General features: G+C 64.2%; 14 protein-coding genes. 1 reads left to right on the forward strand and 13 read right to left on the reverse strand.

The window, feature by feature from the left end:
• Nucleotides 1-131 precede the first annotated feature (131 nt).
• The 4 genes from AC3WOG_RS29205 to AC3WOG_RS29220 form a co-directional block, all read right to left on the reverse strand.
• On the reverse strand, nucleotides 132-1,031 hold the full coding sequence (locus AC3WOG_RS29205; RefSeq protein WP_492581295.1) for a LysR family transcriptional regulator: 900 nt from the start codon (nucleotides 1,029-1,031) through the stop codon (nucleotides 132-134).
• A 63-nt stretch (nucleotides 1,032-1,094) separates the two neighbouring features.
• Nucleotides 1,095-1,286: a 4-oxalocrotonate tautomerase gene (locus AC3WOG_RS29210; protein WP_492581296.1), complete on the reverse strand. Its 192-nt coding sequence runs from the start codon at nucleotides 1,284-1,286 to the stop codon at nucleotides 1,095-1,097.
• A 37-nt stretch (nucleotides 1,287-1,323) separates the two neighbouring features.
• A complete protein-coding gene (locus AC3WOG_RS29215; RefSeq protein ID WP_492581297.1) occupies nucleotides 1,324-2,100 on the reverse strand; it encodes a class II aldolase/adducin family protein in 777 nt (258 codons plus the stop codon).
• A 34-nt stretch (nucleotides 2,101-2,134) separates the two neighbouring features.
• The gene (locus AC3WOG_RS29220; RefSeq protein ID WP_492581298.1) at nucleotides 2,135-3,076 is read right to left on the reverse strand and encodes an urea transporter; all 942 of its coding nucleotides are present in this window, start codon (nucleotides 3,074-3,076) and stop codon (nucleotides 2,135-2,137) included.
• A 290-nt stretch (nucleotides 3,077-3,366) separates the two neighbouring features.
• On the opposite strand from AC3WOG_RS29220, the gene AC3WOG_RS29225 reads away from it, so the two are divergent.
• Complete coding sequence (locus tag AC3WOG_RS29225; RefSeq protein ID WP_492581299.1) at nucleotides 3,367-3,921, forward strand: putative glycolipid-binding domain-containing protein; 555 nt, start codon at nucleotides 3,367-3,369, stop codon at nucleotides 3,919-3,921.
• A gap of 62 nt (nucleotides 3,922-3,983) precedes the next feature.
• On the opposite strand, the gene AC3WOG_RS29230 is transcribed toward AC3WOG_RS29225, so the two are convergent.
• The 9 genes from AC3WOG_RS29230 to AC3WOG_RS29270 form a co-directional block, all read right to left on the reverse strand.
• A complete protein-coding gene (locus AC3WOG_RS29230; protein ID WP_492581300.1) occupies nucleotides 3,984-4,865 on the reverse strand; it encodes a metal-dependent hydrolase in 882 nt (293 codons plus the stop codon).
• A gap of 67 nt (nucleotides 4,866-4,932) precedes the next feature.
• Nucleotides 4,933-5,841 carry an SDR family NAD(P)-dependent oxidoreductase gene (locus tag AC3WOG_RS29235; protein WP_492581301.1) on the reverse strand — a complete coding sequence of 303 codons (909 nt, stop codon included), beginning with the start codon at nucleotides 5,839-5,841 and terminating at the stop codon, nucleotides 4,933-4,935.
• Between the two features lie 79 nt (nucleotides 5,842-5,920).
• Complete coding sequence (locus AC3WOG_RS29240) at nucleotides 5,921-7,534, reverse strand: flavin-containing monooxygenase (RefSeq protein ID WP_492581302.1); 1,614 nt, start codon at nucleotides 7,532-7,534, stop codon at nucleotides 5,921-5,923.
• A 230-nt stretch (nucleotides 7,535-7,764) separates the two neighbouring features.
• Nucleotides 7,765-8,754, reverse strand: coding sequence for a sulfonate ABC transporter substrate-binding protein (locus AC3WOG_RS29245; RefSeq protein ID WP_492581303.1), 990 nt, complete (start codon nucleotides 8,752-8,754; stop codon nucleotides 7,765-7,767).
• Between the two features lie 227 nt (nucleotides 8,755-8,981).
• Nucleotides 8,982-9,851, reverse strand: a complete 870-nt coding sequence (locus tag AC3WOG_RS29250) for a MerR family transcriptional regulator (RefSeq protein WP_492581304.1) — start codon at nucleotides 9,849-9,851, stop codon at nucleotides 8,982-8,984.
• Between the two features lie 188 nt (nucleotides 9,852-10,039).
• Nucleotides 10,040-10,639: a GNAT family N-acetyltransferase gene (locus AC3WOG_RS29255; RefSeq protein ID WP_492581305.1), complete on the reverse strand. Its 600-nt coding sequence runs from the start codon at nucleotides 10,637-10,639 to the stop codon at nucleotides 10,040-10,042.
• Nucleotides 10,640-10,867: 228 nt separating this feature from the next.
• A complete protein-coding gene (locus AC3WOG_RS29260) occupies nucleotides 10,868-11,146 on the reverse strand; it encodes a hypothetical protein (RefSeq protein WP_492581306.1) in 279 nt (92 codons plus the stop codon).
• Nucleotides 11,147-11,250: 104 nt separating this feature from the next.
• Entirely contained in the window at nucleotides 11,251-12,033 is a 783-nt protein-coding gene (locus AC3WOG_RS29265) for an ABC transporter ATP-binding protein (protein WP_492581307.1), read from the reverse strand.
• Nucleotides 12,030-12,908, reverse strand: coding sequence for an ABC transporter ATP-binding protein (locus tag AC3WOG_RS29270; RefSeq protein ID WP_492581308.1), 879 nt, complete (start codon nucleotides 12,906-12,908; stop codon nucleotides 12,030-12,032). The genes AC3WOG_RS29265 and AC3WOG_RS29270 overlap by 4 nt, the downstream gene beginning before the upstream one ends.

Here is a 12,908-nt window from a genome sequence, read left to right on the forward strand (position 1 = left end):
ATGGCCGCGCAGGCCGCGCTTTCGGGCCGGTCGCGAGTGGCGATGGCGTCAGGCTAAAGCGTGACGTCAATGATAAGAACGCGTGGACGGCGAGTCCAAGACAGCTTGCTTATTCTTGTATAGATTTTTTCTTATAGTGTGGCGTCGGCAAGCGGCTTGGGGAGGCAGGCCAGGAAGGCGCGCAGATGGGAGGAGGTGTCGTCGGTGCGAAAGGTGGCGGCTAGCGTTGTGCGTTGCGACGCGCCGGGGCCCTCGAGGTGGCGGAACACCACGTCGGCACGTCCATGCCTCGCAACCGACTCGCCCACGAAGGTCACGCCCAATCCTGCCGCAACCAGTGCAATAGCGGTCTGGATTTCATAGGCCTGATGCGCGACGAACGGTGTGATGCCGGCATCGCGGTACAGCGATTGCACTGAATGCTTGAATTGCGCGTTCTGATGTTTCGGGTAGAGGATCAGCGGCGTATCGGCGAGATCGGCGATACGCACTTTCTTGCGTCCGGCAAGGGGATGGTCCGGCGCGAGCGCGACCATCACGCGCTCACGCAGAAGCGGATAGGAAGTGCAGCCCGCAATCGGCAGCGGCTGCCGCCCGATACCGATGTGAATGCGCATGTCGCGCAGCGCATCGGTCTGTTCTTCGGTCAGCATTTCGAAGAGCTTGAGTTCGACTTGCGGGTAAGCCTGGTGGAACGCTTTGAGCGCGGGTGGCAGGATGCTGTACATCGCGGATCGCGTGAAACCGATGCTCAACCATCCGCGCCTGCCGATGCTGATTTCCTGAGCGCCGAGCGTCGCCTGCTCCCAGGAAGCGAGAATTTGACGCGCCTCCGTGCGGAGATAGTGCCCGGCCTCCGTCAAGTGAAGCGGCCGCCGTGTCCGGTCCACGAGTTGTGTGCCAAGCCGCTCTTCCAGCAAGCGGATCTGCTGACTCAGAGCCGGTTGCGCGATATGCAAGCGCTCGGCTGCGCGACTGAAATTGAGCTCCTCCGCGAGAATCACGAAGCACTGTAGCGCTCTGAGATTCATTTTTTACTGTCCTCGCTTATTTTCCTGGCGAACGGATCGACGTTTGGCGACGCCGGTGGATGTTCACGCTTTAGCGTCGGACCACAAGCGCCCACCCGTCGCCCAGTTTTCGCGTTTCACGTCGGTGAGAATGATATCCACCGAGTTCGGCTCGACGCCGAGCGATTCGCAAGTCGCTTTGGTAATGGCTTTGACAAACTCGCGTTTCTGTTCCAGCGAGCGGCCTTCGAAGAGTTCGATATGAAACGTGGGCATTGCGTGTCTCCGTGATTAAGGAAGTGAACGTGCGAATTCAATCGCGATAAGCGCGATCGATCCTGTCGAGTTTGCGCAGCAAGGCGGGCCATTCCAGTGCGCCTTCCACCGCGCCGCCGTCGTACAGTTGTTCGGCGGTGCGTGCCGCTACCGCTTCGGGCGGCACGACCAGTTCCGCGCCGCAGGCTTGCGCCTGCAACTGGATCTCGCACGCCTTGATCAGCGTCGCCATCAGCACGTAGGCTTCCGCGACGGTGCGGCCGGCGGTCAGCGTGCCGTGATTGCGCAACAGCATCGCCGGTTTGTCGGCCAGATGCGCGACGAGGCGCTCGCCCTCGGCCGGCGTGAAGGCGGGGCCTTCGTAGTCGTGATACGCGAGCTGGCCGTAAAAGCGCAGCGCGTGCTGCGACGCCGGCAGCAAACCGGCCGGCTGTGCGGAAACCGCGACGCCGGCCGTATTGTGCAAGTGCATCACGCAGAAGGCATCGGCGCGCGCCGCATGCACGGCGGCGTGCAGCGCGAAGCCGGTGGCGTTGACCGGATGCTCGCTCGCACCGACGATGTCGCCTTCGATATCGATCTTCACCAGGTTCGACGCGCGGACTTCATCGAACGCGAGGCCGAACGGGTTGATCAGGAAGTGGCCGGGTTCGCCGGGAACGCTCGCGGAGATATGCGTGTAGATCATATCGTCCCAGCCGTTGAGCGACGCGAGGCGATACGCGGCGGCGAGATCGACGCGGGTCTGTTGCTCCGCTGCGGACATTGGGCCCGTCTCGGCGACGCGGCCGGCGGGCGTGTGGGTGAACGACATGTCTGTCTCCTGATGTTGCTTTGCGGTAGCGCGGCTAACCTGTGCGTGTGGCCGATGCCGGTGGCGTGACGGGCCGCTCTGTTGCAGGGTGCTCCGGCTCGGGCGCCGCCACGTTACGCGTGAAGCGGCGGCTCGACCCTTGCACGCTCCACGTCGCGAGCACGAATGGCGCAGTCATGGCCGGCAATCCATGGAAAGCCGCAGCCGTTTGCAGCGCGGCCGAAAGTACCACACCGCCGAGCGTCGCCGCGACGCAGCAATCGGCGAGCGCAATTGCGGTCAGCGCGCCGTTGAATCCTAACAGGCCCGCATCGAACGAGCTTGCGCTGGCGCCGAGCAGCAGGTGCGCGGCGCTTGCGAGGGCCGCGCCGGCCAGCGCCCACAGCGCATGCCGCCATGACGCCACCGCAATCCCGAGCAACACGAGCAAACCCGGCAGCGCGCCGGACGCAAAGCCGATTTGCGCAAAGCCGGCAAATAAGCCGCTGGTCAATTGCGAGCTGCCGAGCGTGTGCGCGGTGGCGAGGCTCGCTTGCTGAGCGCTGCTATGGGCGAGCGGCAGCCAGAACCACGTCACGATCAGACAGGGGCTCGAAAAAACGCCGACTCCACGCGCGCGCAACCAGCGCGACCACGGCTCCAGCAGCCATGCCGTCCCGGTCGCGGCGAGAATCGCCACCGCGGCGGCGGTCGCGTTGTCGGCGATGAAGCTGAAAGCGGCGAGGCTGGCCAGCGCGCCGTTAAAGCCGTGCAGGCCGGCACGCGTGTCGGCCTCGCGATAGCCGGCCAGCACCGCACTGACGTTTGCCGAGACCGCGCCCATCAGCGCCGCGCAAGCGAGGCGCGGATCGCATAATAGCCACGCGGCGAGCAGGCACGCCCCGGTGAAAGCGTTCGATTGCAGCACGATCTGGCCGAGACTGCGCAACAGCGTGCGCAAGGCGGCGGATTGTGCTTCGGTAGCGGCGGCATGCATGGCGAAAGGGCGGCTTAATTTCGATGAGCGAGCTCGACGCGAGCGGACAGACGCACGTGGCAGGTCAGGTTTGGTTTGAACCGCGAGCATAGGCCACCGGCGCCGCGCCGGGCATTCCCGCGCGTTGATAGTGGCTATTTGCGACATTGGCGCGGCATTGAAGCGAAACCCGCGCGTCGCCATGAGAAACGTCGGCGAACCGAAAGCTTTCGCGCTACGTTCGCGCTACGATAGGAGTTCGGCACGCGGACCCACAGCTTCGCCACGCCGTTTCACAAGGAGACCTGCTGATGCGTGAAATACGATGGGCATCGGAAGAGGGCGCCGGCGTCGAGCATCTGGTGTTCGATGCCCGCGGCGACGGCTGTGCGGTCGAAAGCGCCGTGGTCGGACAGCGCTACGGCAAGGCCTACGGCTTGCACTACAAGGTGCACTGCGATTCGCAGTGGCGCACCACCTATGCGTGGCTGAAGATCGTCGGCGGTGGCGAACTGGAATTGCACGGCGACGGCGCGGGCCATTGGCGCGACGGCCACGGCCTCGTGCTGAGTTCGATCGAGGGATGCATCGACATCGATATTGCCGCCACGCCGTTCACCAACACGCTGCCGATCCGCCGCTTGCAACTGGCCGTGGGCGAGCGTCAGCCGATCTCCGTGGCGTACATTTCGACGCCTGATTTGCAGGTCACGCGGGTCGAGCAGGCCTATTCGTGTATCGAGCTGAATCGCGAGTATCGCTATGAAGGCATCTTCCGCAATTTCACGGCGAATATGAAGGTCGATGAAGACGGCCTGGTGATCGACTATCCGACGTTGTTCACACGCCTGCCGCGCGCGCGTTGACGGTGCTATCAGGGCCGCCGTTGCCCGCGCTGTTGCCTACGCCGTTGCCCGGCCGGTGCTGATCACACGGCCGCCTGCATGCCGCGCCGTGCGGCCTTGCGTGCGCTCGGCGTCGCTGCATTGGCGGCGTCGACGGCGGCCACGAGGCCGTCGATACGCGCGAGTTGCGCGCGATTGTCGTGATCCCACGGATGAAATCCCGGCCGGAAAAAGCTCAGCCATTCACCGGCGATGCGCGGAAACACGCCATGACGCGGGCCGTACAGATACTTCACCACGCGCCACATGCCGCGAATACGGCCCTCGCGTTTGCGATCGGCGACGATCAGGCGCACGTGGTAGTCGAACACGATCAGCCAGAACGTCACGGTGGTGGCGAGCATCGTGCCGGTGCGCAGCAGGTAACGGCCGAGGCCGGGCTTGAGTACGGCGTTCCAGACGTCATACGAGACCGACTTGTGTTCGGTTTCTTCGAGCGCATGCCAGGTCCACATCTGCGCATAGCCTTCGACCGAACCGCTGATACGCGTGGCGTCTTCCAGCAGCAAGCCGGCGAGCATCGCCGTGTAGTGCTCGAGGCACACCGTTACCGCGAGTTGATACGAATGCGGCAGGACCTTGCGGCCGAAGTTGAGAATCGCCCACAGGCGCTTGTCGAGCTTGTGCGCGGGCAAGCCGGCTTCCTGCAGCAGATCGTTGTATTCGATGTGCTCGCGCGTATGCATCGCTTCCTGGCCGATGAAGCCGAGCACCTGCTGCTTCAGCGCCGGGTCGTCGATCTGGTCGCGGTAGTGGCGCACGCTGTCCATGAAGAAACGCTCGCCGGCAGGGAATAGCAGCGAAAGCGCGTTGAAGAAATGTGTCACATGCGAGCCTTGCACGTGCCAATCGCAGGCACGTTCCTGCGGTAAGTTGAAGCGAAGGTCGCGGCGAACCGGCATCATGGCCTTTCTCCTTGTGATCCTTTATGTGCTGCTGATCTGACTGACTGGTTCGATCGGGACAGCTGCGTCAGGCGCGCCGGCCGTCCACTTGCGCGGCGCGGCGCGCGTGCTTTTCGGCGATGCGCTTCATGCGGCGCGTCTGCATCACGACCAGCGCCTGATAGGCCGCCGGCAGCGTACGCGCCATCCAGTCGGCGGCGCGGGCATCGCGGCCGATCAGCACGCGCCGCCTGTTTTTGCGCACGCCGTCGAGAATCGTGCGCGCGGCCTGGTCGGCGGTGGTGATGAAGAACTTCTCGAAGTCGTCCTTGCCTTGCTGTTCGTTTTCCAGCATGAAGCCGACCATATTCGACGCGATCCGGCTCGATTGCGCGATGCCCGTGCGGATGCCGCCCGGATGCACGCAGGTCGCCGACACGCCGCACTTCATCAGGTCGAGTTCCTGGCGCAGCGCTTCGGTAAAGCCGCGCACCGCGAATTTGGTCGCGTTGTAGCCGCTCATGCCGGGCTGCGAGAACAGGCCGAATACGCTCGACGTATTGACGATGTGCCCCGCGCCGGACGCCTTGATATATGGCAGAAACGCCTTGGTGCCGTGCACGACGCCCCAGAAATTGATGCCGACGATCCACTCCAGATCGGCGTAATCCATCCCTTCGATCGTGCTGGACAGCGCTACGCCCGCGTTGTTGAACACGAGGTTCACGCGCTGATGCCGCGCGGCCGTTTCGGCGGCCCAGTCGAACATCGCAGCGCGGTCCGAGACATCGAGCACGCGCGTGGTGATCCGCAGCGGCGCGCCAACGATATGCGGCGCGGCGGCCTGCGCGAGCTTCGCGGTTTCGGCGAGGCTCGCGGCATTGCGATCGGCGAGCGCCAGGTGGCAGCCTTCGCGCGCCAGCTGAATCGCGAGCGAACGGCCCATGCCCGAGCCTGCGCCGGTGATCGCGGCCACTCTGTCGGTGAAGTTCTTCATTGGCTTATCTCCTGTCCTCTCTGAACGGTGCCCTGTCGTTGTATTTTTTGGTTATTTTTTGCGTGTACTCGTTGATGCGTCAGGTCGCTTCGGCGGATGTCGCCGCAGCTGTGTTGCCGGTTGCGTTGCCGTGCACGTGCGCCGCCTGCGACGCCAGATGCGCGCTGACCGTCTGCGCCGCGGGCGCATACGCGAGGTAATCGCCCATGCTGAAGGTGCGGGTGGCCTGGCGGAATTTGTACGCGAATCCCGGCCACAGGGTGGTGTTCCTGCCGGTCTTCGGATCGAGGTACCAGCTCTTGCAGCCGCCCGTCGACCAGATCGCGCGACCGAGCTTCTGCTGGATCTGCTCGTTGTACGCGCGCTCCACATGCGCACGCACTTCGATCGCGTCGGTGCTTTCGGCATCCATCGTCTTCAACGCGCGCAGGATGTACTCGACCTGCGACTCGATCATGAACACCATCGAGTTGTGACCGAGCCCCGTGTTCGGACCGACGATCATGAAGAAGTTCGGATAGCCGGGCAGTGTGCTGCCGAGATACGCATGCGCGCCATCGCGCCACGTATCGACGATATCGACGCCGCCGCGCCCGCGCACCACGCCCGGCGGAAACGGATCGGCCACCTGGAAGCCGGTGCCGAAGATCAGGCAATCGACCGGATGACGCGCGCCGTCGGTCGTGATCACCGCGTCTTCTTCGACGCGGGCGATACCGGTGGTCGTCACCGAGACGTTCTGGCGTGACAGCGCGGGGAAGTAGTCGTTCGAAATCAGAATGCGCTTGCAACCCATCGTGTAGTTGGGCGTGAGCGTCGCGCGCAATTGCGGATCGGGCACCTGGCGGCGCAGATGCCGCTCGGCGACTTTCTGCGCGGTCTTCATCAGCGAAGGGTGGATCGCGAAGCCGAAGGCGCGCGATTCGAGCATGCAGTAGAGCGCCGAACGCATGATCTTCTGCGTGAACGGCAGATGCCGGAACAGCCATTGTTCGAGCGGTTTCACCGGGCGGTCGGCCTTCGGCATGATCCACGGCGGCGTGCGCTGGAACAGGTTCAGATGGGACACGCGCGGCGCGATTTGCGGCACGAACTGGATCGCGCTCGCGCCGGTGCCGATCACGGCGACGCGTTTGCCTTCGAGCGGATAGGCGTGGTCCCAGTGTTGCGAGTGGAACGCCTTGCCCGTGAATTTTTCGATGCCGGGAAGGTCTGGCGTGGCCGCGCGCGACAGCCCGCCCATGCCCGAGATCAGCACCCGCGCCGACCATTGCCGGCCGTTGGCGAAGGTCAATTGCCAGCGGTGACGCGTCTCGTCATAGATCGCGCTCGCCAGTTCATGACCAAAGCGCAGATGACGCTGAATGCCGAAGCGCTGCGTGCAGTCTTGCAGATAAGCACGAATTTCCGGCTGGCGCGCGAACATGCGGGTCCAGTGCGGATTCGGGGCGAACGAGAACGAGTAGACGTGCGATTGGACGTCGCAGGCGCAGCCGGGGTAGTGGTTGTCGCGCCAGGTGCCGCCGACCGAATCGGCCTTTTCGGCGATGATGAAGTCGGTCATGCCGGCTTGCCGGAGCCGGATCGCCATGCCCAGACCCGCGAAGCCGGAGCCGATAATCGCGATATCGGTATCGATGGACGCGGACGCGTCGGGCGCCGCGGCGTCGTGGGGCATCATGCGTGCGTTCATCCGATCCGCCTCCTTTTTTGTTCGCTCTTAACTGTTACATTGCGTGATGTAACAATAGAGGCTGACAACGGATGACGCAAGCGGCTGTTTAGATGGCCGGCTCTAAGACAAACGACACAATTTCTCGTTATGTGAAAACATTTAAGGGCGGAAGGTCGTAAAAAAAGCGGACCCGCCGGTCCGCTTTTGCTCAGCCAGGCATCGCCAAGGAGGCGTGCGCGGCTGTCGAGTTACTTAGCCGCGAGCGCTGCCGCCACGTCGCGGTTCTGCCAGACGTTGTCCTTCACCGTGATCCTCTGCGGAATCAGATGCGCACCGTAGAACGCATCGGCCACCACCTGCTGCGAGCGCACGATCTCCTCGGTGACGGCCGTGGTGCCGTATGGAAAGCGGCGCACCCAGGTTTCGACCAGCTTCTGATCCAGACCGACCTTCGGCGCGATCAATGCGGCGGTTTCGGTCGGATGGTCATTGACCCACAACCCGGCAGTGCGTAACTGCCCAAGAATCGCGCCGACCACCTCGGGATGCTGCTGTGCGAAGTCGCGCGTCGCTTCGTAGAAGTTGTACGGCCCGTTGAGCGCCGAGTAGTCTGCCAGCGTGCGCGCTTTCAGCGCCTGTTGCGCGGACGCATAGTACGGATCCCAGATCACCCACGCGTCGACGTCGCTGCTTTCGAAGGCGGCGCGCGCATCGGCGGGGGGCAGATACACCGGGCGAATGTCCTCGTAACGCAGGCCCGCTTTCTTCAGCGCTTCGAGGAGCAGATAGTTCGCGCTCGAGCCTTTTTGCAGCGCGACGCGTTTGCCTTTCAGATCGGCCACGCTATGCAGCGCCGAATCGTTTCGGACCAGCACCGCTTCGCTATGACGTCCCGACGGCTCCGCGCCGACATACACGAAGCGCACGCCGCCGGCCTGCGCGAACACGGGCGGCGGCGCGCCGGTGTAGCCGAAATCGACGCTGTTCGCGTTTAGCGCCTCGAGCAGTTGGGGGCCAGCTGGGAATTCAAACCACTTGACGCTGTAGCCGAGCGGCTTGAGCTTTTCGTCGAGCGAGCCTTGCGCCTTGAGCACCGCGAGCAACCCGGCTTTCTGATAACCGATGCGCAGCACCTTGGCCGGCTCGCCGCCGGCACTCTGCGCGGCGGCGCTGAAGGTCGTGAACGCAGCCAGCAAGGCAGCGGCAAGGTGAAGCGAAATAGGGGTGTGACGGGCCATCTGGCGAATCTCCATTGCGTTCGATTGGTTCTGTGCCGTCCGTTCAGCGTGGTCCGTGCAGGCGCGCAACGTCCCGCGGTGGGGTGCGACGCGGTGCATGTGGACACTGCTATAAAGGCGTTGCGGCGACATCGGGGGATCGTCGCACGGACGTCCCGCCGATCAAACGAAGCAATGGAGATTTGAATATGACGCGCCTGAACGCCGAGGCGTATCGGCGTGCGCGGCTACTTTTTGGGTTTGGATTTTTTGATTGCGGCGTGCTCCGCGGGTGTGCCCTCAGGCGCATGGCCCAGCTTCTTTTCCATGATCGCCGCGACGCGGTCGCCGAGATAGTCGCCAGACGCTTCCTCGAGCGCGCGATTCATTTCGCTTTCCACCAGCACCATCGCCAACGGCCGCACCCGCCAGATCGCGTCGACCAGCGCGGGCACGTCGGCGGGCGGCGGCAGCGCGTCCGGGTCGTAGCGATCGAGCTGACGAACCACCAGATCGACCAGCGCCTTGGCGACCGCATTGAAATGCGGCCGGGCGATGCCGACGGCGTCGAGCAGGTCGGCCAGTGGAATACCTTCCTTCGCCATGGTCGCGCCGGCGGCGAGCGCCGTGGGGCTGCCCGACACGAACGAGAGGCCATTGCGTTCCAGCAATCCCAGATCGACAGCTTTGCCGAGCGCGCTCGGCGAGGCTTTGTCGCCGAACATTTGCAGCAGTTCGATCAGCGAGTATTTTTTCGGCCGCTCGCGCGACCAGCGGCTGCCGATCGCGGTTTCCAGGCCGAGGATCGAACGCAGATCGTGGCCTTCGTCGACTGCCTTGATCAGGTCCTGGATGTTCGCGAGGGTGTAGCCGCGCGTGAGCAGATGGTTGATCAGCTTCAGACGCGACACATGCGTGTCGTCGTATACGCCTACCCGGCCGCGCTTTTCCGGCGGCGCGAGCAGACCGCGGTCCTGATAGGCGCGCACGTTGCGCACGGTGGTATCCGTGACGCGCGCGAGTTCGTCGACGGTGTATTCGTTGCGCGGCGTGTCGCTACCGGGGACTTCGTTCGGGGTGGCGGACAGGGGGGGAGCGGGGGGCGGCGTATTGGGCATGGGGGGATTTTAACGCGGCTGCAAGTGCGGCCACCAGCGCGGTAGCCATAGGTCGCGTCGCCATACATCGCAATATGCGGTGGCGTGCCGTCGAAAGACTGACCGGTGACTTATACCGCGGCACTGCGCAACCGGCCGCGAGAAGTGCGCAACCGGCCGCGAGAAGCGTACTGAAGAATCCCGGCGCTTCAGCCGCGCCCCTGCGCGACGTCGTCCGGCACGGTCGCATCGCCCGCGCCTAACGTTCGCTGCATCAACGTGGTGTCCAGCCACCGGCCATGCTTGAAACCGACCGCCTTCAACGTGCCGATCAGTTCGAAACCCAGTTGCCCGTGCAGCGAGAGGGAGCCGCCGCTGCCGCCGTCGGCGATCACGGCGACCATCTGGCGCCACGGCCCGGTTTCGCATCGTTCGATCAACGCCCGCAATAACACGCGCCCCAGGCCTCGGCCACGGTACGCATCGCCGACGTAGATCGAATCTTCGATGGTGTTGCGATACGCGGCGCGCGGCCGGTAGGGCGTCGCGTAGCAGTAGCCGGCAACTGCGCCGTCGATGTCGGCCACCATGTACGGCAACCCGTGACTGCGGACCGACGCGAGCCGCGTGCGCAGGTCGTCGACGGACGGCGGCGTTTCCTCGAACGAGGCGACGCCAGTCAGCACGTGGTGCGCGTAGATCGCCTGAATCGCGGGCAGATCGGCTTCGGTGGCGTCGCGAATCAGCGGCGCGGCGGACGGGGTGTGGACCGGATCGGTCGAAGAAAGCGCGTGGCGGGCGGTACTCATACGTGTTCCTGTAGTGGCCGGTGTCTCTGCGGATACGTTTCACTATGCCCGCAGCGCGCGCGGATTTGAAGCGAGTCAAAAATCGCCGCGACGAATAGGCGGTATCAGCATATGCCTACGTGAGCGGCCGGAGCGACTCGGCCCGCGGCGAACCCGGCCATGCAGCTTTGCCGGGCTCTGCAACCGTTAAGGCAAGCGCATGCATGCACGAGGCATGCGTTTCGGCGATCAGCTATGCGAGTACGTATCAGGCTGCGTCACGTGCCCGCGATGATGCCGGTGATGTTTTGCCTTGTGCTTCGGTTCGGTCTTGGCCGGCGCCTGTCCGGCGGGCTGCTGGGGTGGCTGCGGCTGTTGCGCCTGCGTGCCCGGTGCGGGTGCCGGATGCGCACCGCCGGACGGCAGCGTGGTTTGGCCTTCGCCGAAACGATAGGTCTGCGAGGTTTGCGCGTACGCGGTGGCGGACAGCGCGAGGGCGGCAACCGCCAGGCAAATCGAAAGCTTCATGAATCCTCCTTCTGAACGAGCCGGTGAGAATACCGCAATGTGGCGCGCGGCTGCTTCGATGCGCTCAAGCGTTCGCTTGCGGAAATACCGGTTCGCCGGGCGTGCTACAACGCCGCATCCACGCCGATCGCTTCAACCGCCTTGCGTTGATAACCTTCGGTCGCGAGCAGCAGGCTGCGCGTGTACTCATGCTCGACCTGCTGCGCACGAATCTGCGCGATATCACGCTGCTCGACAATCTCGCCGTTACGCATCACCGCGACGCGCTGGCATAGAAAGCCGACCACCGCGAAGTTGTGGCTGACCAGCACCATGGTCGGCTTGCGTTCGCGATGCAGACGCCGCAGCAGATTCAGGATTTCGGCCTGCACGGAGACGTCGAGCGCGGAGGTCGGCTCGTCGAGCAGCAGCACGCGAGGCTCGACAATCAGCGCGCGCGCAATCGCAACACGCTGACGTTGACCGCCTGAAAGCTGATGCGGATAACGAAAGCGGAACGCCGGCCCGAGTCCGACTTCGAGCAGGGCTTGCACGATCCGTTCTTCCTGCCGGTCGATGCCGTTGATCGTCAGCGGCTCGCGCAGGGTTTGATCGACGGTGAAGCGCGGATGCAGCGACGCGTATGGGTCCTGAAACACCATTTGCACCTCGCGCCTGAACGAGCGGTCGATCTTCTCGCCCAGCAGATGCCGGCCGACCCGCATGCGTCCGCCTGCCAGCGGCGCAAGACCCGTCAACGCGCGCAAGATGGTCGACTTGCCGGAGCCCGATTCGCCGACGAGGCCGAATACGTCGCCTTCATCGACGTGAAAGCTGGCGTCTTTTACCGCGTCGAAATAGCCGGTCTTTGTTTTGAAGCGGATCCGCGCATCCTGAACGTCGATCATGCCGGCACTCCGGTCGATTGCGTGAGCCATGCCGGATCGCGCGCGAGCACGGGCAATTCGTCCGGCGGATTGACGAGCGGCGGATTCGCGGCCAGCAAGCCGCGCGTGTACGGATGCTGCGCATGCACCAGATCGCGCGCGGCGCACGTCTCGACCACACGTCCCGCGTACATCACGACGACGCGGTCGCAGAACGACATCACCAGCGGCAGGTCGTGACTGATCAGAATCAGGCCGGTGTCGTGCTTCGCGATCATTTCATCGAGAATGCCGAGCACTTGTACCGAGACCAGCACGTCGAGCGCACTGGTTGGCTCGTCGGCGACCAGCAGGCGCGGTCCTGAGGACACCATCATCGCAATCATCACGCGCTGTCCCATCCCGCCGGACAGTTCGTGCGGATAGGCGTCGGCAACCCGTTCGGGATTGCGGATATGCACCGCGGCGAGCGCGGCGACGATCTTCTCGTGCATCGCTTTACGGCCCAGCGTCGGATCGTGCAGCGCAAACGCTTCGCGCATTTGCTGCGCGACGGTCATCACCGGGTTGAGCGAATATTTCGGGTCCTGCAGGATCATGCCCATTTGCTGGCCGCATAAGCGGCGCCGTTTGCGCGGCGGCATCGCGAGCAGATCCTGGCCGTCGAAGCGCAGCGTTTTCGCCGTGCAATGCGCGGCGGGCGGCAGCAGGCCGAGCAACGCGCGTCCGGTCAGGGATTTGCCCGAACCCGATTCGCCGACGATACCGAGACGTTCGCCCTTGTTGATGGTCAGCGAGAGACCGCGTACCGCCTCGGTCAACGTGCCGTCGTGGCCGCGAAAACCCACGCGCAGGTCGTCGATTTCGCACAGCGGCGGACTGGAATCGGTGCTCAT

It is taken from the genome of Paraburkholderia sp. FW306-02-B (genome assembly GCF_058782725.1).

Excerpts from the sequence above, each read along its gene's own strand:
- AC3WOG_RS29235 (WP_492581301.1), bottom strand. The coding sequence starts at position 5,841 with ATGAAGAACTTCACCGACAGAGTGGCCGCGATCACCGGCGCAGGCTCG.
- AC3WOG_RS29240 (WP_492581302.1), bottom strand. The coding sequence starts at position 7,534 with ATGAACGCACGCATGATGCCCCACGACGCCGCGGCGCCCGACGCGTCC.
- AC3WOG_RS29255 (WP_492581305.1), bottom strand. The coding sequence starts at position 10,639 with ATGAGTACCGCCCGCCACGCGCTTTCTTCGACCGATCCGGTCCACACC.
- AC3WOG_RS29265 (WP_492581307.1), bottom strand. The coding sequence starts at position 12,033 with ATGATCGACGTTCAGGATGCGCGGATCCGCTTCAAAACAAAGACCGGC.
- AC3WOG_RS29205 (WP_492581295.1), bottom strand. The coding sequence starts at position 1,031 with ATGAATCTCAGAGCGCTACAGTGCTTCGTGATTCTCGCGGAGGAGCTC.
- AC3WOG_RS29230 (WP_492581300.1), bottom strand. The coding sequence starts at position 4,865 with ATGATGCCGGTTCGCCGCGACCTTCGCTTCAACTTACCGCAGGAACGT.
- AC3WOG_RS29250 (WP_492581304.1), bottom strand. The coding sequence starts at position 9,851 with ATGCCCAATACGCCGCCCCCCGCTCCCCCCCTGTCCGCCACCCCGAAC.
- AC3WOG_RS29215 (WP_492581297.1), bottom strand. The coding sequence starts at position 2,100 with ATGTCGTTCACCCACACGCCCGCCGGCCGCGTCGCCGAGACGGGCCCA.
- AC3WOG_RS29270 (WP_492581308.1), bottom strand. The coding sequence starts at position 12,908 with ATGAGCACCGATTCCAGTCCGCCGCTGTGCGAAATCGACGACCTGCGC.
- AC3WOG_RS29210 (WP_492581296.1), bottom strand. The coding sequence starts at position 1,286 with ATGCCCACGTTTCATATCGAACTCTTCGAAGGCCGCTCGCTGGAACAG.
- AC3WOG_RS29225 (WP_492581299.1), top strand. The coding sequence starts at position 3,367 with ATGCGTGAAATACGATGGGCATCGGAAGAGGGCGCCGGCGTCGAGCAT.
- AC3WOG_RS29245 (WP_492581303.1), bottom strand. The coding sequence starts at position 8,754 with ATGGCCCGTCACACCCCTATTTCGCTTCACCTTGCCGCTGCCTTGCTG.
- AC3WOG_RS29260 (WP_492581306.1), bottom strand. The coding sequence starts at position 11,146 with ATGAAGCTTTCGATTTGCCTGGCGGTTGCCGCCCTCGCGCTGTCCGCC.
- AC3WOG_RS29220 (WP_492581298.1), bottom strand. The coding sequence starts at position 3,076 with ATGCATGCCGCCGCTACCGAAGCACAATCCGCCGCCTTGCGCACGCTG.